This window comes from Rhodococcus sp. NPDC056506, from assembly GCF_042794945.1.
In the GTDB taxonomy this organism is placed as follows: Bacteria; Actinomycetota; Actinomycetes; order Mycobacteriales; family Mycobacteriaceae; genus Rhodococcus_F.
In genome coordinates this window covers 14,541-34,850 of record NZ_JBHTSW010000030.1, presented here as the reverse complement: position 1 = coordinate 34,850, position 20,310 = coordinate 14,541, and the positions used below count along the sequence as shown (strand labels likewise).

The window sequence follows — 20,310 nt, the reverse complement described above, 5'->3', positions numbered from 1 at the left end:
TTGAACGGCGCGCTGCCTGCTCGAACGTCAGAGGGCACGCCGGAACACCTTGTCTTCGTCTGTGGTGACAGCGCCGGACGCGATGAGTCGTTCGAGGTGCAGCTGTGCTGTTCGTCGTTCTACGGCGTCGACGTAAGGGGCGGCGACGTGGGGGCGGTAGACGAGTCGATGGGCGACGATGTCTTCCAAGCGTTTTGGTTCACTGAGGAATCGAACGAGACGTTCTTCACGGCTGAGCAGTTTCTCACGGTAGGCGGTCAACCGGCGACGGAACTCGTCGCTGCCCTCGACCACGCCTTTCTGGTGGAAAGTTCCGTACCAGCGTGCGTCGATCGTTGCGACGTGGTCGATGGAGTCGAGGAAGTCGTTGACGCTGCTACCCAGATCGCCGTACATCGGGCCGAAGGAGGTGAGGTCGATGTCGGCGACGTAGAAGAAGCCGTCGGGTTCGACGAGTACACCGCAGTGTCCGCGCGTATGCCCCGGCAAATGAATGACCGTCGCCGTGCGGTCACCGAGTTCGAAGACGTGGCCGTCCGCGATCCCTGCCACATTCTGGTGCGTCGGAGGTATGCCGTACTGCGTTGCTATCGATAGTCGGACCTCTGCTCGTTCGTCTGCGCGGAGGCCGTAGTTGTCGAGCAATGTTTCGAGTGATGCGACCGAGGGCGCGTCGAGGTGGTGTGCGAACGTCGGCACGTCGAAATGATGGAGGCCGGCGATGTGATCCTCGTGGCCGTGGCTGATGAACGCCAGGTCTGCACCTACGGGATCTCGGTCGAGGGAGAGTGAGGGGTCGATGACGAGAGTGCTTTCGGATCCGTGCACCACCACGGTGTTTCCGTAGGGGACGGCACCACCGTTCTCGGGAACCAATACCGACACCTTGCCGAATTCTGCAGGTGTGAACATCTTTCGCCTCCCTCGTGACGATCGTGTCGTGATGACACCGGCTTGCCGGCTGGTCTCACTCGAGTTGTAGTCGAGACCTCTCGACAGTATCCGTCGTCCAAGCGGCGGGGTAAATCGGATAGCGGCTCGATGGCATTGCGATCCACGAAATCCTCGGTTAGATCCAGTCAGGTTGCGGTGCTGGCTATTTCGTTGAGAGTCCGTTCGACGGCTTGCGCGATCCTGTGTGCAGGAGGGAGATGCTCGGCATCTGTCTGGATTCCGATCCAGAATCTGTCGTTGTAGGACACTGCGGTGAATCCGACTCGAACATTGCCGGCCAACGGGCCCAACGGCCAGAGTTCGACGAGCGCTGCCCCGTCGAGCGTGAGCGGGCCACGCGGTCCGTGGACATTGGATACCACTGCACCGATCATGTGCTGGCGCTGCGCAAGCCTGTCGAAAATGCGGGCCATACGTGGTGACCGAAATGTTGTTCCCGCTGCGCGTGCGGACGGCTTTGCCGCAGCGGTTTGCTTCGCGACGATCGCGACGGCGCGTTCTCGGTCGGTTTCGAGAAGTGGGAGGTCGATGATCATGAACCCGACGGCATTGCGTGCGTCACCGATCGCGCTGACTGCGACGGGGACCGACACCGCGATCGACTTGGGAATGTGTTCACCGCAATCTTCGAGGATGAATCGCAGTCCGGCGCCCGCAGCAACGAGATAGGCGTCGTTCAATGTGCCTCCAGCCTTTTGCGCACCACGCTCGATCAACGAGGTGCCGACGTTGACAGACGAGATCGATCTCGTGGGGCCAATGGTGCCCAGGAGCGCCCGCGACCGGATCGGCCGGTGTAGGAACGTCCCCATTCGGAATCGGAGAAGATCCCAGGGGCTGGCTTTCTTCTGATCGCGGAGTTCGAGAGTCGGACGGATCTTCGTCCTTGGTGAGGTGCCCGTGCTTGGTTGTTTTGTCGGTGGAGCCGAGGTGAAGAGTCGTTCGAAAAGCTCGCTGGCTCTGGCACCGTCGAGTACCGCGTGATGGACTCGGATGACGATGCCGCACTGCCCCGGTCGAGCTGCGGGAACCACTGCGATGTGCCACAGGGGTCGGGAGGGGTCGAGGGGCAGCATCACGAGTCGACTGCAGATCGCTTCGAAGTCGGGTTCGGTAGGTCCGCGTTCGTCCAGTGAGACATGGAGGTCGAAGTCGATGTCGTTATCAGTCCACCACCATGACCCGTTCCGCATGATCGGTCGCTGCCGCAGTAATGGCTCCTGCGCGATGTGAGCGGCGAGGGTGCGGTGAAGATGCGCAAGATCCGGTCGACCGTCTCGATCGACGAAGCCACCCGGAGAGAGCAGTCCGGCAATCGTGACGAGGTATGGCTGGACGTGCACACCGAGCTGGAAGCTAGCAGCGTCGACGGGGGATATCGGCACGTCGCGTGTGGTCTCGACCATCTGCCGAGCCTAATCGAGTCGACAGGGAGGACGGCGCTGGTTTCGGCTAGCGGATCACCAAGTCATGGTCGGTAGCACTGAGGGTGATCGCGGCAATATGGTTTCCGCGCATCCAGTCCCGCACGAACGCGTCCAGTGCGGGGTTCGATGCCCGATCCGCGTACGCGTCCGACGGGATCTCGATGGCCCCGACGAGGTGGCGCGGATCGGCGTCGAGGCCGGACGCGCGGGGAGTCATCCGTAGCCCGTCGGCGGTGTGCAGGACGACCGGAAGGACTGTGCCATCCGGTGCAGTCACGGCCGCGGTCCGGGTAGTGGCGACGGGGTCGAAGTGGTCCACGTCCAGTCGGTATCCAGAGGGCTGTGCGTGCCGGCCGATCGCGTCGAGCAGACGCGGGTCCACCACAGAATATGGAAACCCGATGTCGATCAGAGTCTGACCGTCGATGGCACCGTCGCGGGCGGGCAGAGTCGTGGACAAGTGCCAGGGGGCGGCGGGGGCCAGGGTATGTGTCGAACGGTCTGTCGGTGAGTTCTCGATCAGCGCGCCGACGAGAGGCGCGCCAGTCGGTGTGAACTCCCAGGCGCCGTCGACGAGATCCTTGTGCCAGAAACCGGATTCGGTACCGCGGCGGCCCTCGACGCGCAACTCCCGTCGATTCGGGCCAGGGCCGAGAGAGTGCACACTGATCGCGGATGTGACTTCACCGGGAATCTTGGGTTGGTGTACCCAGTCCGGCGCCGGCAGTTGGATCGCGGCGGTACTGCGGTCGAGGGTTTCGGCGACGAGGTTAGGTGCGCTGGGCTTGCCCGACTGGTCATCCCAGCTGTAGCGGAAGAAGATCGAGTCAGACCCCGAAGAGTCGAAATCAAATGTGCGGGTGTACATGTCGCCGTACTTGTTCATCACGAAGGTGGTCGACCCGGCCGCCGACAAGGACTCGGCCTGGAACCGTCCGCCGAGCGGACCGCCGATCTCGTAGCTGTCGTCGTTGGGCAGCCACGGGTCCGCGTAGGTTATTCGGCTGCCGTCCCCGGTCAACGTGGGGATCATCGTCATCTTGGCGAGTCCGACGAAGTGAATCCGTCCTGCGACGTCGGTGAAAGTTTGGTTGTCCCACGGCGACGAGACGCTCAGTGCCCACCCGTTCGGGCGGTCTCCGGGGAGTTGTCGGCCGGGACCGCTCCACAGAGGTGCACCCCATGCCGAGGTCCAGTTCCACACCAGCGGATCCTGGGATGCGTTGTCCATCGTGTAGATCCAGCCGTTGTCGTCGACCGCGACGAGTTCGTCGTCGTCCAGTGATATCCCGACCAGTCGGCCGCGCAGGCACTCCGGCATCGGCACGAAACGCCACGGTTCAGCCGTTGATGCGCCTGGCTCTCGGGGCCGAGTGAGTAAGTCGTGGTCGACGAGCGCGAAGTCCCAGAAACGATTGAACTGGGTAATTGGCGTGCGGATCTCGACCGAGCCGGGGGCGGTTGAACTGGTGAATGCCGGTAGGTTTGCCAACCCGGCTCGACCTCCACCAGAGGGCGCACCTGGTGGCAGTTGGGCGGTTCCGAATGGTATGCAACTGGCCGGTCCGGGTTCGGTGGGCGCGGCGGCGGCGAGGGGAGTGGACCACAGCAGGGCGGCGGAGAGGAGGATGCCGACGCTCAGTAGTCGCGATCGGCGCGGTTGCGAAACTCCACTGTCGGTGTCGTTCACCGTCTGATTGTCGCACGATTCGCATTATTTGCTCGAATTATGAGTATTGTCCATGTTTGCCGATTGGCGCAGAGTGCCGATCGGTGTGCTCGGAATTCTGTTGATGGTTGGAGAGATTGTCCTGCAAGTGCTTTCGGAGGAATCGTCAGACCACTCCGTAGGTTTACCGTTCAGATGAGGCTTGCCATCACCGGCAGATACGGTGAGGTGATGAGAAGGCCGACGTCGTTGGGTGAATGGTTGGTAGCTGATCCTCCGGCGTCCGCCAAGCCCCCAGGGCCGATTCTTCTTGCCTTCACCGTTGTTCCGCTTGTTGCGTTGATCTGCGAGCATTACGGTTGGTGGCCTTCGCCGTTCGGGGAGTACAGATGGTTGGATCCCTTCCTCGTCAGCGCTGCGGCTCTGCTCATCTTGATCGTGGTCGGTCTGGTGTGGGCGATCCGCACCCTCTATGTCCTTGGCCAAGACCGACGGTGGTCGTGGTCGATCCTGCCCTCTCCGATCGTCGTTATCGCTGCAGTCGCTCTGGTGTTGTTGATGCCACCGGCTACTTTCCTCGACAAGAGCGGAGAGTTCGAGACCATCGCGATTGGTCTTCTGGAGCAGCCTGAATCGACCGTGGAAAAGCTCGAGATCGGCCAGTTCAATATCAGTAGTGCCCATGTTGTGCGTCCCGATGAGGTCTACTTCATCGACGACAAAAGCATGTTCATCACCTCGAGTGGGTGGGTGTACTCGCCCAGCGGCCCACCATCGGGGTTCGATGATTTCTCCGCAACTCACCTCGGTGGACCTTGGTACGAGTTCACGGCGGTATGGCGTGACTGATAAATCGAGTGGCCTGTAACGCAGACCTGTAGCTACCATCGCGGTGTGGATACGTACACGGTGAAGCCCTATGGGCGTGAGGGGGTCGTCGGCATCGTTTTCGCCGGCGACAGATAGCGCATTTCAGGCCCGACAGCACTTGGTGCTGGTCGGGCTATGAGCTGTACCCACCTTCACCGAGCCACGATTGGTATACACCCATGATCATTTTGACCGATACATCGATCCGTTCCAGCCTCGTCAACGCGAGTCGTAAGGAGAAGTCCGATCTCACCCTGCCGGACCGCTTCGACACCATCGACTTCGACGCTATCGATTTCCTGGGCTGGCGAGATCCGAAAATGGGCCGACGCGCCTACGCTATCGTCCCGGCACTCGACGGGGAGACCATCGGAGTCTTGCTCGTTCAAGCGGAGGCCACTCCGCGGTCGCGCGCCCAGTGTTCCTGGTGCCGAGACACGCGACTTCCCAACGAGGTCGTCTTCTACGGCGCCAAGTTGGCCGGGCCTGCTGGTCGACGCGGCAGCACAGTCGGAACACTGATCTGCCGAGACTTCCAGTGCTCGGCCAATGTTCGCAACGACCCCCCGCTCCCTTATGCCGGCTACGATGCCGCGGCTGCGCGCCAGGATCGGAAAGATGAACTGGTGCTGCGGGCTTCGAGTTTTGTCGAGCGGGTTGCTCGGCAGTAGAGCGGACCAAATCGGGGACGAGATAGCACCCTGTTGCGACGCTCGTCCCCTTCCCGGCTCAGGGAGGGGGACGAGCTGCCTAGACGGTTTTGATCCGAGGAGCACTCCCAGACGGCGCGACATGTGGTGTCGCACATGATTACGCGGTCACGGCGTTGCGCGACGCAACGTCGCCCAGGCTCCGGCGATGCACGCGATGGCAAGGGCCAAGGGGAGTAGTGCTATTGGGACCACTCGGAGAGTATCGACAAACCACGAACCGATCGCCGGCCACCAACCAGCCCACGTGACAAGGATCGCTGACAAGCCGAGCAAGCCGAAAAGCCCGGTGAGGGAGGCGAGTAGACCGGTGGTTCTCCACCGCTGGTAGATAGCACCTGTCAGCATTGCGATCGAACTGGTCAGCAGCAGCGTCGCGAACAGTGCGAGCAACTGTACGGCGGTGTTGTCGGTGAAATAGCGTGCGATGCCGAACATGCGCATGTGCACACCCCAGCCGTTGGTGGCGGACTCCACCACGGACAGAACCTGTAGCGCGATTGCAAAGACTGCGGACTGTGCCAGCGCCATTACCGTGGTGGCAGTGAAGAACTCGCGGCGAGTCACGCTCAGTCCGAGCGCGAACGGGAACGTCTGGGTCATCGACTGGAGGTAGAACGCCAAGACGAAACCGTATACGGAGAACACGCTGCCGGTGAACCCCTCACCCTCATCGTTCCGGACGATCGCGTAGATGGTGAAGCTGATCAGGAACGATATCAACAGGATGCCCACCGGCCAGGCGATCAGCAACGGCCACGCGACCGTGTGCAGTTGTAGGACGGAACCGATCCTGGACCGGGTGGGCGCCTTCGAGACCGTCCGTGGCGATGTCGTTGCGTTGCTCATACGGTGATCTCCTTGCGCTGAGTCGTGGTCGCGATGACAAGTTCCTGTAAAGACGCCGGTTCCACTGCGACACCCGCCTCCCGAAGTCGGTTTCGGTCGGTGTCTGTCAGATGGGCCTGCAACGTGATTCGGCTGTGGGCGCCCAGCGTCTCCCGGTGCAGGACGGTGCCGGACGTGGCAACAGCATCCACCGCGTCCAAGGGGCCGGTTACCACTACTGCGCGGCTTCGCAGTGTGTCCGCATCCTCGTCGACGACAATCCGGCCGGCGTCGACGACGATCACGTGCTCGAGCAGATTCGCTACCTCGTCGATCAGGTGAGTCGAAAGCACTACAGTGCGAGGATGTTCGGCGTAGTCGGCCAGTAGGTGGTCGTAGAACAGTTGGCGCGCAACGGCATCGAGACCGAGATATGGCTCGTCGAAAAGCGTCAGGGGTGCGCGGGAGGCAAGTCCGATGATTACCCCCAACGCCGACCGCATGCCGCGTGAAAGCTTCTTCACCTTGCGGCACAGGGGAAGTTGGAAGTCCTCGAGCAGTGTCTCGGCGAACGCGTGGTCCCAATTCGGGAGAAGATGGCCGGCGGCGACGAGTACGTGCTTGACCTTGAGGTCTTCGGGGTACGTCTGGCTTTCCTTGACGAAGCACACGTTCGCCAGTACGTCGGCATTCTCGAACGGGGCAGCCCCAAATACCTTGACGTCGCCGCTGGTGTGCAGGTCCTGCCCGGTCAGTATCTGCATGATCGTCGTCTTGCCTGCGCCGTTGCGGCCGAGCAGGCCGTAGATCTTGTTGCGGCTGATCTCGAACGAGACGTCCGCGAGCGCGTCGACGTCTCCGTACTTTCTGTCCACGGAGCGCATCGAGGCGATGAGTTCAGTTTCGTCGAAACGCCTGACATGGGGCTCGGTCGTTGTCGTGCTTGCGTTCATCAGTCCGCCTTCCTGTCGTCCAGCATGGATTTGAGTTCGTCGAGGGAAATTTGGAGGCGGTCCGCCTCCGCGACCAGCGGCTCGATGTACTGGCGCGCGAACGCTTCTCGGCGTCTGAACCTGAGTGCGTCGCGGGCGCCGACAGTGACAAACATTCCGATTCCCCGTTTCTTGTAGAGAATCCCCTCGCCCACGAGTTGATTGAGGCCCTTGGCTGCGGTGGCCGGATTGATCCGGTGGAAGGCCGCCAGTTCGTTCGTCGACGGCACCTGCCCGTCCTCGGGCAGCGAGCCGTCGATGATCGAGCTCTCGATCTGCTCGGCGATCTGTTGGAACAGTGGTCGTCCGTCGTCGATCACGATGATCGACGCTCGGTGTTCACTGGTTCATTACTCATGTAATGAACCATAGAACGTCGTGGGGCATGTTGGCAATGAGATCGCGGAAACTGGCATCGATGACTTGGGTCTCCGAGCGCTGCCCATCGGGACATTCACCGAGGCGACAGCGGTGGACAGTTCCGCTCGTGGGGGCATTCCGCATGGACGCTGTAGATGGGGAGTTCACCACTCGTTGGCGCGAACACCCGTCATCATCGGCAACCCGCCACCCAACGTGAAGTAGGCGAATCCAGAAGCCTCGGCTTCCGGTCGTAACCCGCAGTCGTAGAACAGAAGCCGGACCGCACGCCGCGGTCGGGCTGTTTTTCGTCACCCCAAAGACGGAGTCGTATCCACCGCAAGTAGGGACTTAGCGCCCCGTTTTGGTGTTTCTGTACTGATTCGCAATCCCGATACGTACGCTTCCGGCCAGGGAATCGGACACTCGACCAGCAGGGGTATCTATGCCGAATGTGACCGTGAAATTCGGGGGTTCAGACCCGGAAACAGCAGACCTTGCACGCCGGGCACTGCAACCAGTACTCGACAGCATCTACCGCACATACCGCAGGAAACCGCTCCCATTCGTCGAAGCCGCACTGAAACGCGCAGGCCGAGGAAGCTTCTCACAAGCAGGAATTGAACGATTCGCCAATTACATTTCAAGAGGAGACCGACCGATCCTCACCAAATAGTGGCCAAGGGTTTCATTCGGCTGCAGCTGATTTGAGAGCTTTCGGCTCCGGAGATGTCGAGTGTCAGAGCACATCCGGCTCGTCGCCGGAAGCCGTTGACGGGGTTTCCGGGATCCGGATCATCCGAAACGAATTGAACACCCCGACGAGGCCGGCGAGGAGGGGAATGAGAAGCGCGACCTGAAGCGCGAGAGGTCTTGTGTCGGTGTTGATACGGATGATTTCGTTCTGAATTTCCGGTGGCTGGTTGACGAGTAGTTGTTCGAGCTGGGTGTTGCTCATGACTTCGGCATCGTCTTCGAGTACTTGCGCCACCTGCTGCTGCTCTGCCTGGGGGAGCACGCTGCTCGATTGCGCCGTGGTGGTGAAAGTGATCGAGAGTGTCGCCAACATGATGGCGCCGGCGAATGCCAACCCGAATGACAATCCGAAGGACCCGGCCGCGGAATTGACGCCGGCAGCTTCGCTGATCCGCTGCTCCTCGATCGGGGCAAGTGTGTAGTTGTTGAGCTGAGAGACCAACAATCCCAACCCTGATCCCGCGATCAGCAGGGGGATTATCAGACCCCAGCCGAACTCCGCCCGTGGCACGATCGGGATCAACGCCACGATTCCGATCGTGAGCAGTACGAATCCCCACCTGATGATTTTGCTCGGGCGCCGATCACCCGCCTTCTTCGCCGCAAGTAATGCCACTGCGAACATACTCAGGGAGAGGGGCGCGAGAGACAAACCTGCTTGCATGGCGTTGTACTCGAGCACCATTTGCAGGTAGATCGGCAGCGCGATCATCGTGCCACCCAGGGCTATTTGTTGGAGCATCTGTCCGGAGATGCCCAGCCGGAAGATCTTGGAGCGGAACAATTCCGGATCCAGCAGTGTCGGCCCTCCTCGATGTTTGCGCCGCACGAGCCAGTACGCCAACAACGCCAGTGCAATCGCCCCAACCGCCAGCAGCGCACCAACGGCTTCACCGCCTTCCTGCCAGACCAGGATTCCCAACACGATCCCGCCCATACCCAGAACGGACAGGACCGCACCCACCAGATCGATGCCGGTAGGGCCCGTGTACGGCACATCGCGGACCAGCTTGATGCCGGAGAGGACGACCGCGATGACGACGACCTCGAGCACGAAACCGACGCGCCACGAGAGATAGGTGGTGATGAATCCTCCGAGTAGCGGTCCGACGGCGGCGGCAATCGCTGCCGCTGCACCGACCAAGGCGTAGACCTTCTTCTGCTCTGCTCCTTCGAAGTTGCCGTGGATGAGGGATTGCATTGCGGGCAGCAGGAGTGAGGCGCCGATCCCGCCGAGCACGGCCCAGAAGATGACGATTGCGGTCAAGGACTGCGCAAACGCCATTGCCGAGGCACCGATGGCGTAGCCCAGGAGGCCCAGCACATAGGCCCGTTTGCGCCCGATGAGATCGCCGACTTTGCCGCCGATCAAAATGAATGCCGCGGATACCAGTGCTTCGAGTGCGATCGCCGCCTGGACGCCGCTCACTGTCGTGTCGAGGTCGCGGACGACGGAGGAGATCGAGACATTCATCAGTGATGTGTCGACGACGAGAACGAACATCGCCATCGCGAGCAGGAGGGCGAGCAGGCGTGGCGGACCGGCTGCCTGCTCGGCGGTGCTGTCGGTTGTCGGTTCCTCAGTCATGACGGATTAGCTGCCTCCGTAGTTACGACACTCTCCCCGCAGAGTTCCACCTCGCGACGAGTCCCAATCTGCGCTCGACCGTGGATGCCTGCGGTATCAGAGCGAACGTGCGGAGCGCCTGTGAACGACCCGACATCGCCGTGGTCGAGGGCCGCATGAGGCTGTCGACTTCGCGCCCCGCGATTGAGGACCGAGCAGCGGGTATCCAGCCGTCGTGACCCTAGGGCAGGGGCACCCGACCGATTCGCACGTGAGACCTCGAGGGGCGGCTATGTCCGAGAAAATTCTGGTCCAGCAAAGTGTGGCAAAGGGAGCGACGATGGGCGGTGCGGTACTTCTCGTCACCGTCGGCGTGCTCGAGTTCTTACAAGGTGTCTCCGCGATTACGAAGGACGATGTCTTCGTCGTAGGCCCCGCGTACGCCTACCAATTCGACCTCACCACGTGGGGATGGATCCATCTTGTACTCGGTGTTGTAGTCGCGGTGACCGGCGTCATGTTGTTCACCGGGTCGATCTGGTCCCGGGTGGGCGCTTTGGTGATCTGCGGTGTGTCGGTTCTCGTCAATTTCTTGTGGCTGCCCTACTACCCGTGGTGGGCGACGACGATCATCGCGCTCAACGTGTTCGTGATCTGGGCGGTCACGACCTGGAATCGCGAGATCATCTGAGGCGCAACGCCGTGTGCACCTCGTTTGTATGTACACGTGTGCGAGAGTTCGAAGTGCTCGGAGAAGATCCGTCGAAACCGGCCTTACGACGGCTGATCAACCAGAAATCGCCTGTCGGAAGGATCTGCGGATCCATGGCGAACTCAACAGTTCTTGATGGGTGAACACCCAGTGGAGCCGATGACGGGAATCGAACCCGCGTATTCAGCTTGGGAAGCTGTCTTTTGCGTAGCGGTATGCAGGCAATATGCGGTATCCTTGCAGCTAGAGCGTGCGTACCGTAGCTTCGGTGGTGCCACGAAGTGCCAGCGAATGCAGATCCATTGCGCATAGCTGTGCGCACAGTTGAAACCCGCCGAAAGGAACCAACCCAAAATGCCCAAACTGCCACGTGGAGTGCCGAAGCCATACAAGACCGAAGACGGAGTCTGGGTCTGTCGTTTCTACGTCGGAACCGCCCCGAACGGACGACGGCTGACACGCACAGCATCCTCCGCAGACTGGCAAACCTGCATCAACAAAGCGAAGAAACTCCGCGACGACATCGCAGCGGGAAATCTCGAAGAATCGGCCGGAGTCAAAGTCTCCGATTGGATGGAGGAATGGCTGAACGATATCGCCAAACCTCGACTCCGGCCAAGGGTTTGGGAGACTTACAAATCCACGGTGAAATGCAACATCGTTCCACATATCGGCGCGCGCAAACTGAAAGACCTAACACCGGCCGATGTGCGCGCCATGCATAAAGCCGTAGCCAAGGCTGGTAAATCATCTCGCACCGTTGAAATAGCGCACAACACCTTGTCGAAGGCGCTCAGTGATGCCATGAATAACTACAAGACCACCGGCATCAAAGAGAACGTCTGCGACCTGGTCGACAAGCCGAAAGTAACGTCGAAGAATCGCGGCGCACTAACTGCAGAGCAGGCTCGCAAGCTCTTGACGGTTTCCGCTGAGGCGAACGATCCAATGGTGTCCAGATGGGCGACCGCACTCTTCACCGGCGCGCGGCAAGGCGAAGCGCTCGCGCTGCAATGGGACCGCGTCGACTTCGAAAACAATCTCATCGATCTGTCGTGGCAATTGCAGGATCTGCCAAAGAAGCACGGGTGCGGAGACCCAACGCCGAAGGGCAACTTCCCGTGCGGGAAGAACCCGACGCGGCCATCGACGTGTCCCGCATCGACGTGGGACGTTGAACCAGGGTTCGAGATGATCCCGCTCGGGTCGGGGCGCCGTTGCATGGTCCGCCCCAAGACCACGAAGTCGATCCGCATAGTGCCGATGGTTCCGCCGCTTGCAGCGGCCCTTCTGCAACACAGGGAATCTGCGGAACCAAACCCGTTCAGTTTTGTGTGGGTAAGTGAGCAGATTCGCCCGATCGCGTCCAGAGAGGACGGGGAAGGGTGGAGCGACGCACTCGCCAAGGCGGATCTCCCTCACGTGACTATCCATGCGGCCCGCCACACCACCGCGACGCTGCTTCTCGAAGCCGGCGTCGACCCGATGATCATCGCGCAGATCCTCGGGCACGTCTCCATCCTGACAACCCAGATGTACACGCATGTAGACCAGACCCTCGCGCGGCAGGCGCTCAGCAAGCTCGACAAACTGATCCAGATCGCTTGACCAACAAAAATGCCCCCAACTGTCCGGAATCACCGGATAGTTGGGGGCTTCTTTTGGGTCTAGGGTCAGGCAACCATCTTGAGCGGAGTACGCCGCGCGAGTTCTGCAGCGACATTCACTACCGTGCAGGCGAAGGTTGTAACACTCTCGGCGTTCGGCCATTCAACCTCGCACGCGAGCTCCTCGGCCAAGATCCGATCATCAGCGCGAATGCCATCGAGACGCACCCACAGCGCTTGGACAGTGACACCCAAATCGTCGGCGGCAGATTCGGCGGTCTCATTGCCGCGCAAAGCGGATCGAAGTGCAGTGAACGGCACCAACTGAATCGCAGCAAGCAAGTCGGCCTGATTGTGCGCGTTAAACGAATCACCCAATGAACTATGCGCTCGAAGATGGGCCTCACCGAATCTTCGTTCGGGGCCAGTCAAGTTCTCGTCGAGAACGATCAGCCGCGCATCGGTGATCAGATACCCGGCATGATCGCCAAGCTTCCCGGTGATGACATCTACCCCGATGTCTACGGGATCTTCCCAGCTTTCATGGTGACGCTGCGCATTCATCGGCGCTTCCCTTTGCTCGACTTGTAGCTATCTGCAAGCTGCTGCAGCAACTCGATTTGCTCATCAGTGAGGCCGGATACATCGATTGATCGGGATCCGACTGGGCTAATCGTAGCTGGACGCTTGGTATGAGCGATATGGTTTCCAGCCACTTTCCGGATCTGCGCCTTCGATACTCCGACCGCCTCAGCGATCCGCTCCAACGTGTCGAGGGTCGGCGCCGGCCACCGCCGAACTCCGTCCTTCACGGTTCCGCGCTCTTGCTGCTGCCAGGCCGCGGGGGAGACGCCCGCTATTCGAGCTGCCTCGCGGATGGATCTGATCCCCGCATCGACGCGAGCCTGCTCGATGAACGCAGCTAAAGCAGGTGGCTCTTCGTCGTCGACTGGTTGGGGTTTGCTGGTGGACATGCGTAGCAGTATGCCGCCGCCCGATACGCATGTCTAACGCTCGTCTCACTGTCGTCGCAGGCCAGGCATCTCGTGGCACTCGTTGTTATGGGAGAAGTCCGCCATCGCGCTTGCCAAATGCGTATCGATATGCGTATTCTCATGTCTGTTGCCAGACACCGGAAGGAACCAACCCCATGCCAACCGAATTGGTCACCTGCCAATGCAAGACACCGCAAATGATGGATTACGCAACGCTTTCCCGCGAATACTGCATCGGATTGCGCACCTCGAAGCGGCTAGTCGCCGAAGGCCACCTTCGTGCGTATCGGAGCGGCCCGAAGGGAGTTCACGTGCGAATCAAGTGCTGCGACGCACTCAACTACTTCACGGCCACGCCGTGGGAACCGAAATCCGCCTAACTCGCTGCCAGGCGATCCGAACCAACCAACAAAAGTGCCCGACCCACCTCTGCCAGGAGGAAATCAGGGTCGGGCGTGCACGAAAGGAACCAACCAAACATGCCCCTCGACAATACCTCACTCGGTTTGACCGAGAAGGACCTCGAACAGGACTTCGACGACATCCCCACACCGCTCGCGTTCGCGGTTGCGGCGACGATCGCCGCTGCTGTGTACGGCGGGGTCTACGCCGCGCTGAAGACGTGCATCGCCTTCGGGTGGTGCGCATGACCGCGATCATCACCCCCGGCACCAAGCCGTGGCAGCTCACAATCTCCGCGTCCAAAGTCCCCAAGATTTACGGCGTCGCAGGCAAGTGGGGCGGACCCCGCAGCGTGTACGAACCGATGCGCGCGGCGCTGGTGGACGAGCCCTTCAACGACGAGCCATCCTCGCAGATTCAGCGCGACGGGCACTTCCTCGAACCAGCCGTCCGGGCGATGTGGCAGGACCGCAATCCAAACTTCGTTCTCCATGGGGAAGAAATCCAATTCGTCACCGACGCATTCGGATTCTCCGCAATGGCAACGCCAGACGATCTCGCGACCTTGCCTGACGGCGAACGCGCACTGGCACAGCTCAAAACTGACCGACATGGCGTGAAGTTTGGAAAACCCGGAACGGACGAAGTTCCGCTCGTCTACTACGTCCAGGTTCAGTGGGAACTTCACGTAGCCCGCCAAACGGACCCGACGATCACCCGCGCATTCATCGTCGTTCTGACGCCATTCCTCGACATCGAAGTGTTCATCGTCCACTACAACGCCGAACACGCAGCCGCACTTGAAGCTGTGTGCCTGGACTTCTACGTCAACAACGTCCTCGCAGGCGTACCGCCGGCGGGCAACGGCTCGGAAGCGGACTACGACATCATTCGTCGCCAGCATCCAGAGATTGAAGCGGACAGCAAGTGGGAGATCCACCCGCAGCTCGCGATCGATCTGGTCACGGCGCAGATGGATGCGAAAACGGTTGACTCGCGGATCAATAAGGCGAAATCCGACATCCTCGACCGCGTCGGCAACGCGAAAGAAGTGTGGTGCGGAGGGCAAAAGATCGCCCAACGCCAACCCACCAAGAAAGGTGTCGCCCTCTACCCGGCACGCAAAGAGGTGGACCTCGACAAACTCCACGCACATCTCATCGACTTCGAAAGCGGGACGGCAGCATGACAACGATCAAAACACGCAAACCGACCGGTGCGGTACCGTGGCCGCTGGTGCTCGTTGAAGGCCCCGAGAAAACTGGAAAGTCCTGGGCGCTAGCAGAGTTCACTGTATCGAAGCGAGTAGGGCAGTCGTACTGGCTGGATCTCGGTGAAGGCGCGGCCGACGAGTACGCGGCCATCGAAGGCGCGGACTACCTCGTCCTCGAACACGACGGAACCTGGCGCGACATTCACGGTCAGGTCGCGGCAGTTCGCCAAGAAGCTCAGCGCGCACACGATGCTGGCGAGAAGCCAGTTGTCTTGCTCATCGACTCCATGAGCGCCGAGTGGGACATGCTCAAGGATTGGGTCGGCAGCCGCGCGCGGCAATCGAACTACGCCAAGAAGCAACTAAAAGATGATCCGGACGCGGAAATCAAGCCCGCCATGAATCTCTGGAATGACGCGAACGATCGCCACAACAGGCTCATGCACATGTTGATGACGTTCCCCGGAATCGTCGTCGTCACGGCCCGCGGGAAAATGGTCGCCTCGCTTGACAAGAATGGTCGACCGATTCCCAACGAGAAGGAATACAAGGTCGAAGGTCACAAGAACCTCGCCTTCGATGTGTCGGCGTGGGTACGCCTTTCGCGTGACGAAGCTCCGAAGATTGTCGGCATTCGCTCGGTGAATCACGGCCTTCGGCCTGGCGTCGACAAAGCAAAACCCGCACCGCAGTTCACCCTGGACTGGCTGATCTTCGACGCGCTGCAGTGTGATCCAAAGACCGCGAAAGTTCGAGAGCTGCAAGCGTTGGACTCGACGCCTGATCCGGCGTCGGCCCAGGCCCCGCAGCAGTCACAATCCGCGGCAGATCGTTTCGGTTCAACCCAGCAGCCGAACTCACCGAAGGTCACCGCATCCGGCCTGTCCGAGTCGGCGCGCGCAGCGGACAGCATTAAGGCACTGGGGGAGTTGTGGGGTCAGGTGAAACTCCTCCCAGAGCCGGAACGTGAAGCCGTCTACAACCTCATTCGAGAACTGAAGGCAGACATGACCGCGCTCGCACAGCACGCGGAAGCCTCATGATGGCCGCCGGACCGGGGCTGCGGCAGCAGAGGCGCATGGAATACGCTCCCGGACACCGACTGTGGTCCAACTGCGAGTACTGCGGGAAGCGCACGTTCGAGAAGAAGGCGCACGCGAAGCTGGCACGCAAACAGGTTCGCGACGCACCCCGCGGCGTGTACCTCTGCGAATCCGGATCCGGCTGGCACTTCGGCCGACTCCCCACCGCGGTGAAAACCGGGGACGCCACACGAAGCGAGTACTACAGTCCAGCGGCATGACAACAACTGAACGAACGTCCAGAACTACCGCGGAACCAACCGCGGCCGAGCACACCGAACACCAAGCAACCTGCTCGGTCGGGGTCTTCCACGACACCCAATGGCCGCCATGCCCCAACCCAGCCACATGGGAAATGGTCGCCCACGACTGCCAAGCACCAACCGCGGACATCACCGGATATCTCCAATGCCAAATCTGCGACCAACACGCAGAACTCGCACGCCGGCTCCCCGCACCCATGCAATGCAAAGCCTGCAACCGGACCTTCGTCGAATGGCGCGACTGGTTCAGAACACTGCGTCGCCTCTAATCCTCGGTGTGGTGGCCGGTTTGCCAGAACCAGCCACCACACCACCCGCACCGCCGATAGGAACCAACCGTGCCGAAAGACAAGCGGATCTACATCACCCTTGCTGTCGATATGGACCGCAATCCGAAGCTCGCGGACCTCACCGATGGACAGAAATGGTTGCTCGTCAAAGCGATCATGCACTGCCGCGAATTCACCACCGATGGTGAAGTGAAGCTATCGGTTTGGACAAAAATGGGAACAAATCGCAACAGAATTGCGGTGGAATCCTGCGGAGCGATCACCGTTGATCGCGCACAAAAAGTCGCAATTGTGAACGATTATTCGGAGCATAACCAGACCCGCGCGGACATCGAAAAGGCCTCGGAAGCCAAGAAAACTGCAGGCCAGAAGGGTGGCCAGGCTCGGGCGGCGAACTTCGGCAACGCAAGCAGCGGTCAAGCAGCTGCTACAGCAGATGCTAAGCAGCCGCTCAAGCAAAAAGTAGCAGAGGTAGAGGTAGAGAAAGAAGTATTTACTAACGTAATTACTTCAGGGGAGAGCTCTGCAGAAACAGTCACCACCGACGAGGCGCCAGAACCGCGCAAGCGCGGCACCCGCCTCCCCGACGACTGGATGCCCACGCAATCAACGATCGACAAAACCAAACTCGACTGCCCACTCGTCGACCTCAAACGAGCACACGAAAAATTCACCAACCACTGGCACGCCGCCACCGGACGCAACGCAACCAAACGCGACTGGGACCGAACATGGCGGAACTGGATGCTCGAAGACCAAACCCGCTCCGAGCAACGAACCACACGCACCCAGCCAACCCGCCCCGGCTACGGCGTCGACGGTCACCAGCCCACAGCACGCGAACGCAAAATCGCCGAACTCGAACAACGCAAAACCAAACCCAACCCCGAGATCCTCCGCAGAGGCGGAATTCAAACCAACGACACCGCGGCCATCGGGCAACCCACACTCATCGCCATCGAAGGAGAGCTCGCATCATGACCGAAGACGACATCCTCGAACTGCTCCAAGTCGTCATCAGCTACGACAACCGCAACAGCGATCCGTACATGGAAGCGAGCTGGCTCGACGCCGCAACCATCGAACGATGGACCTACGACGACGCCGTACAAGCTGTCCGCCAACACTTCTCACGCTCAACCGCATGGATCATGCCCGCGCACGTCACCATGGCCATACGTGCGAAACGATCGGGGCCAGCACCGGTCCGGGAACTCCTCGCCCTCCCAAAAGCCCCACCAGCCAGCGAAGAGACCAGGCGACGCCTCGTCAGCGGCTGGCGTTCAGATTCCCGAAATTCTGGGTGAACGTAGGAGTGGTGAACATTCGGCCGCAAATCGATTCTGACGGTTCCGGCACACCGATACGCACCGAACCAGGTTTCAGTCCGTCACCGTTCGAACCAGCCATGAAAGCGAGCAACGCAGGCATGCCGATCAGACCCGAAAATCGACATAGGTACCCGAAAGACTGGAAAGCCATCTCCCAACGCATCCGATTCGACCGAGCTCAAGGTCAATGCGAATGTGCCGGCGAATGCGGCCGAAACACCCATGAGGGCCGCTGTCCGAACGTCCACGGTGGGACCGCGTACGGCACCGGTTCGCGGGTCATTCTGACGACAGCGCATTTGAATCACATGCCGGAAGACTGTGGTGACGACAACCTGAGAGCGATGTGTCAGGGCTGTCATTTGCATTACGACCGGGAGCATCATGCGGAGACTCGTCGGGCGACGTTGGATGCGGAGCGTGCGCAGTTCGCGTTGTGGGGTGATGTGGCGTGACTGTATGTCGTGATTGTGGTGCGAGCTGGTTCGGTTTGCGTGTGTGTCATTGTGCCGCTTGTCATGTGCGGTTTGAGACGCCGTCCGCCTTCGATGCGCACAGGGTTCGGGGGAAGTGTGTGCCGGCTATTGCTAAGTGCATATCGGTACGCATATGATCATCGTGTCGGATGCCAGTCCGGCGCAACGAAGGGAACCAACATGAACGACACCGCACTCCTCGCGAAGATCGAGGACGTTAGGGCTGTGCGAGATCGGTTTACTGCCAGTGCGAAACGCGCATCAAGTGAAGGTCGCGTCGACGATGTGGCCCGCGCTCTGAAGCTAGCGCAGGAAGGCTCCAAGGAACTCGCCCAGCTGCATTCGGAGCGCATCGCGCGCGGCCTCGAAATCCCCGCCAACGCTTAACCATCCGGGTTGGGGTGTCTGCCAGGGCACCCCAACCCTCCGAAAGGGAACCAACCATGTCTGAAGTAGCAACGGTGCTCAACCGCGCCGCCGACCTCCTCGAACAAGACGGATGGACACAAGGAAAAATGCGCGACAGCAACGGGTGTCGATGCGCTCTCGGAGCTATGGACCGGGCTCTGCTTGATCTACACCGCGGGCCAGCCAATCTCAGAATCAATGACCTGTACGTCGAGACAATGTTGAACTTGCGCAGGGAAATCGGGCAAAACAATATCCCCATCTGGAACGACACCCCTGGCCGCACCGCGACAGAAGTCATTGCAGCACTACGCAACGCAGCAAAGGACGCAGCATGACACGCCATGCAACGCCCAAAGAAGTGTTCGACCGCGACACCACCGAACATGAAATGACGATCCTCCACGACGACGGCGTATACCGACACATCCGGTTCGCCCAGCCCGGAACCTCGATCATGCACTGGGACCTCATCACTTGGCCAGGGCACCTGTGCATCGACGGCGACCTCGACTCGTTCACGTTCTCCCGCGAGCACGACATGTTCGGATTCTTCGCGATGGACCGCGGACGAATCAACCCGCACTACTGGGCAGAGAAGATCACCAACCGCAGTGTCCAGACCCGCGTCTACGAATCCGACAAGGCCAAGTCTCAGATAATCGAGGCGTTCCTCGAACAGCGCCGCTGGATGTCCGCCCCGGCCGGCCCCGCCTGGCGATCGCTGCGTGAGGAGGTACTCGACGAGTTCACTCTCGGTGACGAGTCCCTGATTCGTGATGCGCTCGCGCGGTGGAGTTTCACCGACGTGGACTCGTCTGAGAGATGGGAGTTCTCGGACACGTGGGAGTGGGATCTCCGCGAGTGGGACTACCACTACCTGATGGCCTGCCATGCGATCGCGTGGGGCATCCAGCAGTACAGGGCAGCAGCCGCAACCAAGCTGACCGCAGCATGAGCGGCCCGAGGGTGTACGTCTTCGACAACGGCGACAAGATCACCATCCGCGAGGATGTAGACCGAAACTGCCTCACCATCCACGGATCCGGCCACCGCATCGGGAAACTGTCCATCGAACCCAGCGGCAGCAACAGCTTCGACGTACGAGTCATCGAATGAGCGTCGACAACATTGCAGAAGCCGAACGGATCCTCGACGTCATAGTCCACGTCGGGACGGATAACCGGCTCGAAGACGAAGCGCATCAACGCAACCAGCAGACCGCCGACGACTTCCCACCCGGAACATGCGTCTACGTCAGCGGCGACAGACACCGCTGGACCGTAGACGGACGGTACCGCGGAACGGTCCGACTCGTCCGCGAAGTCACACCCAACGGCAACACCTACCTGAACATCACTGCCGACCAACTCTGGCGCATCGACCCCACCCGATAGG

The 20,310-nt window shown here is 60.5% G+C and carries 26 protein-coding genes; 17 read left to right on the top strand and 9 right to left on the bottom strand.

Going from position 1 to position 20,310, the window contains the following annotated elements:
• Positions 1-27 precede the first annotated feature (27 nt).
• The 3 genes from ACFQ6H_RS21375 to ACFQ6H_RS21365 all read right to left on the bottom strand — a co-directional run bounded on the left by ACFQ6H_RS21375 (position 28) and on the right by ACFQ6H_RS21365 (position 4,071).
• Positions 28-912, bottom strand: coding sequence for an MBL fold metallo-hydrolase (locus tag ACFQ6H_RS21375; protein ID WP_378648437.1), 885 nt, complete (start codon positions 910-912; stop codon positions 28-30).
• 167 nt (positions 913-1,079) lie between these two features.
• A complete protein-coding gene (locus ACFQ6H_RS21370) occupies positions 1,080-2,360 on the bottom strand; it encodes a wax ester/triacylglycerol synthase domain-containing protein (RefSeq protein WP_378648435.1) in 1,281 nt (426 codons plus the stop codon).
• 46 nt (positions 2,361-2,406) lie between these two features.
• Positions 2,407-4,071: a hypothetical protein gene (locus ACFQ6H_RS21365; RefSeq protein ID WP_378648433.1), complete on the bottom strand. Its 1,665-nt coding sequence runs from the start codon at positions 4,069-4,071 to the stop codon at positions 2,407-2,409.
• A 210-nt stretch (positions 4,072-4,281) separates the two neighbouring features.
• Here ACFQ6H_RS21365 and ACFQ6H_RS21360 point away from each other — a divergent pair, with 210 nt between their 5' ends.
• Both ACFQ6H_RS21360 and ACFQ6H_RS21355 read left to right on the top strand, forming a co-directional pair.
• Positions 4,282-4,899, top strand: coding sequence for a DUF1109 domain-containing protein (locus ACFQ6H_RS21360; RefSeq protein ID WP_378648431.1), 618 nt, complete (start codon positions 4,282-4,284; stop codon positions 4,897-4,899).
• Positions 4,900-5,099: 200 nt separating this feature from the next.
• Positions 5,100-5,591 (top strand): FBP domain-containing protein, encoded by a 492-nt coding sequence (locus ACFQ6H_RS21355; protein WP_378648429.1) that lies wholly within the window; start codon positions 5,100-5,102, stop codon positions 5,589-5,591.
• 147 nt (positions 5,592-5,738) lie between these two features.
• Here ACFQ6H_RS21355 and ACFQ6H_RS21350 read toward each other — a convergent pair whose 3' ends face one another.
• From ACFQ6H_RS21350 to ACFQ6H_RS21335, 4 genes are all read right to left on the bottom strand, one after another.
• The gene (locus ACFQ6H_RS21350; protein WP_378648427.1) at positions 5,739-6,479 is read right to left on the bottom strand and encodes an ABC transporter permease; all 741 of its coding nucleotides are present in this window, start codon (positions 6,477-6,479) and stop codon (positions 5,739-5,741) included.
• Positions 6,476-7,411 carry an ABC transporter ATP-binding protein gene (locus tag ACFQ6H_RS21345; protein ID WP_378535777.1) on the bottom strand — a complete coding sequence of 312 codons (936 nt, stop codon included), beginning with the start codon at positions 7,409-7,411 and terminating at the stop codon, positions 6,476-6,478. Before ACFQ6H_RS21345 ends, ACFQ6H_RS21350 begins: the two co-directional genes overlap by 4 nt.
• Entirely contained in the window at positions 7,411-7,770 is a 360-nt protein-coding gene (locus ACFQ6H_RS21340) for a GntR family transcriptional regulator (protein WP_214881681.1), read from the bottom strand. Before ACFQ6H_RS21340 ends, ACFQ6H_RS21345 begins: the two co-directional genes overlap by 1 nt.
• A 779-nt stretch (positions 7,771-8,549) precedes the next feature.
• Positions 8,550-10,154, bottom strand: a complete 1,605-nt coding sequence (locus ACFQ6H_RS21335; RefSeq protein ID WP_378648425.1) for an MFS transporter — start codon at positions 10,152-10,154, stop codon at positions 8,550-8,552.
• Between the two features lie 271 nt (positions 10,155-10,425).
• Here ACFQ6H_RS21335 and ACFQ6H_RS21330 point away from each other — a divergent pair, with 271 nt between their 5' ends.
• Both ACFQ6H_RS21330 and ACFQ6H_RS21325 read left to right on the top strand, forming a co-directional pair.
• Entirely contained in the window at positions 10,426-10,824 is a 399-nt protein-coding gene (locus ACFQ6H_RS21330) for a hypothetical protein (protein ID WP_214881689.1), read from the top strand.
• 375 nt (positions 10,825-11,199) lie between these two features.
• The gene (locus tag ACFQ6H_RS21325; protein WP_378648423.1) at positions 11,200-12,453 is read left to right on the top strand and encodes a tyrosine-type recombinase/integrase; all 1,254 of its coding nucleotides are present in this window, start codon (positions 11,200-11,202) and stop codon (positions 12,451-12,453) included.
• 65 nt (positions 12,454-12,518) lie between these two features.
• Here the strand turns inward: ACFQ6H_RS21325 and ACFQ6H_RS21320 are convergent, their stop codons facing one another.
• Both ACFQ6H_RS21320 and ACFQ6H_RS21315 read right to left on the bottom strand, forming a co-directional pair.
• Positions 12,519-13,016 carry a hypothetical protein gene (locus ACFQ6H_RS21320; RefSeq protein WP_378648421.1) on the bottom strand — a complete coding sequence of 166 codons (498 nt, stop codon included), beginning with the start codon at positions 13,014-13,016 and terminating at the stop codon, positions 12,519-12,521.
• Complete coding sequence (locus ACFQ6H_RS21315) at positions 13,013-13,426, bottom strand: helix-turn-helix domain-containing protein (protein ID WP_378648419.1); 414 nt, start codon at positions 13,424-13,426, stop codon at positions 13,013-13,015. The genes ACFQ6H_RS21320 and ACFQ6H_RS21315 overlap by 4 nt, the downstream gene beginning before the upstream one ends.
• Before the next feature lie 176 nt (positions 13,427-13,602).
• On the opposite strand from ACFQ6H_RS21315, the gene ACFQ6H_RS21310 reads away from it, so the two are divergent.
• The 13 genes from ACFQ6H_RS21310 to ACFQ6H_RS21250 all read left to right on the top strand — a co-directional run bounded on the left by ACFQ6H_RS21310 (position 13,603) and on the right by ACFQ6H_RS21250 (position 20,309).
• Positions 13,603-13,827, top strand: a complete 225-nt coding sequence (locus ACFQ6H_RS21310; RefSeq protein ID WP_378648417.1) for a hypothetical protein — start codon at positions 13,603-13,605, stop codon at positions 13,825-13,827.
• A 99-nt stretch (positions 13,828-13,926) separates the two neighbouring features.
• Positions 13,927-14,097: a hypothetical protein gene (locus ACFQ6H_RS21305; RefSeq protein WP_378648415.1), complete on the top strand. Its 171-nt coding sequence runs from the start codon at positions 13,927-13,929 to the stop codon at positions 14,095-14,097.
• Complete coding sequence (locus tag ACFQ6H_RS21300) at positions 14,094-15,038, top strand: hypothetical protein (RefSeq protein WP_378648413.1); 945 nt, start codon at positions 14,094-14,096, stop codon at positions 15,036-15,038. Before ACFQ6H_RS21305 ends, ACFQ6H_RS21300 begins: the two co-directional genes overlap by 4 nt.
• On the top strand, positions 15,035-16,105 hold the full coding sequence (locus ACFQ6H_RS21295; protein WP_378648411.1) for an AAA family ATPase: 1,071 nt from the start codon (positions 15,035-15,037) through the stop codon (positions 16,103-16,105). The genes ACFQ6H_RS21300 and ACFQ6H_RS21295 overlap by 4 nt, the downstream gene beginning before the upstream one ends.
• Positions 16,102-16,365, top strand: a complete 264-nt coding sequence (locus ACFQ6H_RS21290) for a hypothetical protein (protein ID WP_378648410.1) — start codon at positions 16,102-16,104, stop codon at positions 16,363-16,365. The genes ACFQ6H_RS21295 and ACFQ6H_RS21290 overlap by 4 nt, the downstream gene beginning before the upstream one ends.
• 380 nt (positions 16,366-16,745) lie before the next feature.
• Positions 16,746-17,678 carry a hypothetical protein gene (locus tag ACFQ6H_RS21285; RefSeq protein WP_378648408.1) on the top strand — a complete coding sequence of 311 codons (933 nt, stop codon included), beginning with the start codon at positions 16,746-16,748 and terminating at the stop codon, positions 17,676-17,678.
• Complete coding sequence (locus ACFQ6H_RS21280) at positions 17,675-18,004, top strand: hypothetical protein (protein WP_378648406.1); 330 nt, start codon at positions 17,675-17,677, stop codon at positions 18,002-18,004. The genes ACFQ6H_RS21285 and ACFQ6H_RS21280 overlap by 4 nt, the downstream gene beginning before the upstream one ends.
• Before the next feature lie 122 nt (positions 18,005-18,126).
• A complete protein-coding gene (locus ACFQ6H_RS21275) occupies positions 18,127-18,483 on the top strand; it encodes a hypothetical protein (RefSeq protein ID WP_378648404.1) in 357 nt (118 codons plus the stop codon).
• Between the two features lie 201 nt (positions 18,484-18,684).
• On the top strand, positions 18,685-18,891 hold the full coding sequence (locus ACFQ6H_RS21270; protein ID WP_378648402.1) for a hypothetical protein: 207 nt from the start codon (positions 18,685-18,687) through the stop codon (positions 18,889-18,891).
• Positions 18,892-18,947: 56 nt separating this feature from the next.
• Positions 18,948-19,250 (top strand): hypothetical protein, encoded by a 303-nt coding sequence (locus ACFQ6H_RS21265; protein ID WP_378648400.1) that lies wholly within the window; start codon positions 18,948-18,950, stop codon positions 19,248-19,250.
• Complete coding sequence (locus ACFQ6H_RS21260; protein WP_378648398.1) at positions 19,247-19,870, top strand: hypothetical protein; 624 nt, start codon at positions 19,247-19,249, stop codon at positions 19,868-19,870. Before ACFQ6H_RS21265 ends, ACFQ6H_RS21260 begins: the two co-directional genes overlap by 4 nt.
• Entirely contained in the window at positions 19,867-20,031 is a 165-nt protein-coding gene (locus ACFQ6H_RS21255) for a hypothetical protein (RefSeq protein ID WP_378648396.1), read from the top strand. Before ACFQ6H_RS21260 ends, ACFQ6H_RS21255 begins: the two co-directional genes overlap by 4 nt.
• Positions 20,028-20,309 carry a hypothetical protein gene (locus ACFQ6H_RS21250; RefSeq protein WP_378648394.1) on the top strand — a complete coding sequence of 94 codons (282 nt, stop codon included), beginning with the start codon at positions 20,028-20,030 and terminating at the stop codon, positions 20,307-20,309. Before ACFQ6H_RS21255 ends, ACFQ6H_RS21250 begins: the two co-directional genes overlap by 4 nt.
• Position 20,310: the final 1 nt, after the last annotated feature.

Bases quoted from the DNA above. Each gene is read 5' to 3' on its own strand.
- ACFQ6H_RS21375 (WP_378648437.1), bottom strand. From the start codon at position 912: ATGTTCACACCTGCAGAATTCGGCAAGGTGTCGGTATTGGTTCCCGAG.
- ACFQ6H_RS21370 (WP_378648435.1), bottom strand. From the start codon at position 2,360: ATGGTCGAGACCACACGCGACGTGCCGATATCCCCCGTCGACGCTGCT.
- ACFQ6H_RS21360 (WP_378648431.1), top strand. From the start codon at position 4,282: ATGAGAAGGCCGACGTCGTTGGGTGAATGGTTGGTAGCTGATCCTCCG.
- ACFQ6H_RS21355 (WP_378648429.1), top strand. From the start codon at position 5,100: ATGATCATTTTGACCGATACATCGATCCGTTCCAGCCTCGTCAACGCG.
- ACFQ6H_RS21350 (WP_378648427.1), bottom strand. From the start codon at position 6,479: ATGAGCAACGCAACGACATCGCCACGGACGGTCTCGAAGGCGCCCACC.
- ACFQ6H_RS21345 (WP_378535777.1), bottom strand. From the start codon at position 7,411: ATGAACGCAAGCACGACAACGACCGAGCCCCATGTCAGGCGTTTCGAC.
- ACFQ6H_RS21335 (WP_378648425.1), bottom strand. From the start codon at position 10,154: ATGACTGAGGAACCGACAACCGACAGCACCGCCGAGCAGGCAGCCGGT.
- ACFQ6H_RS21330 (WP_214881689.1), top strand. From the start codon at position 10,426: ATGTCCGAGAAAATTCTGGTCCAGCAAAGTGTGGCAAAGGGAGCGACG.
- ACFQ6H_RS21325 (WP_378648423.1), top strand. From the start codon at position 11,200: ATGCCCAAACTGCCACGTGGAGTGCCGAAGCCATACAAGACCGAAGAC.
- ACFQ6H_RS21320 (WP_378648421.1), bottom strand. From the start codon at position 13,016: ATGAATGCGCAGCGTCACCATGAAAGCTGGGAAGATCCCGTAGACATC.
- ACFQ6H_RS21315 (WP_378648419.1), bottom strand. From the start codon at position 13,426: ATGTCCACCAGCAAACCCCAACCAGTCGACGACGAAGAGCCACCTGCT.
- ACFQ6H_RS21310 (WP_378648417.1), top strand. From the start codon at position 13,603: ATGCCAACCGAATTGGTCACCTGCCAATGCAAGACACCGCAAATGATG.
- ACFQ6H_RS21305 (WP_378648415.1), top strand. From the start codon at position 13,927: ATGCCCCTCGACAATACCTCACTCGGTTTGACCGAGAAGGACCTCGAA.
- ACFQ6H_RS21300 (WP_378648413.1), top strand. From the start codon at position 14,094: ATGACCGCGATCATCACCCCCGGCACCAAGCCGTGGCAGCTCACAATC.
- ACFQ6H_RS21295 (WP_378648411.1), top strand. From the start codon at position 15,035: ATGACAACGATCAAAACACGCAAACCGACCGGTGCGGTACCGTGGCCG.
- ACFQ6H_RS21290 (WP_378648410.1), top strand. From the start codon at position 16,102: ATGATGGCCGCCGGACCGGGGCTGCGGCAGCAGAGGCGCATGGAATAC.
- ACFQ6H_RS21280 (WP_378648406.1), top strand. From the start codon at position 17,675: ATGACCGAAGACGACATCCTCGAACTGCTCCAAGTCGTCATCAGCTAC.
- ACFQ6H_RS21275 (WP_378648404.1), top strand. From the start codon at position 18,127: ATGCCGATCAGACCCGAAAATCGACATAGGTACCCGAAAGACTGGAAA.
- ACFQ6H_RS21270 (WP_378648402.1), top strand. From the start codon at position 18,685: ATGAACGACACCGCACTCCTCGCGAAGATCGAGGACGTTAGGGCTGTG.
- ACFQ6H_RS21265 (WP_378648400.1), top strand. From the start codon at position 18,948: ATGTCTGAAGTAGCAACGGTGCTCAACCGCGCCGCCGACCTCCTCGAA.
- ACFQ6H_RS21260 (WP_378648398.1), top strand. From the start codon at position 19,247: ATGACACGCCATGCAACGCCCAAAGAAGTGTTCGACCGCGACACCACC.
- ACFQ6H_RS21255 (WP_378648396.1), top strand. From the start codon at position 19,867: ATGAGCGGCCCGAGGGTGTACGTCTTCGACAACGGCGACAAGATCACC.
- ACFQ6H_RS21250 (WP_378648394.1), top strand. From the start codon at position 20,028: ATGAGCGTCGACAACATTGCAGAAGCCGAACGGATCCTCGACGTCATA.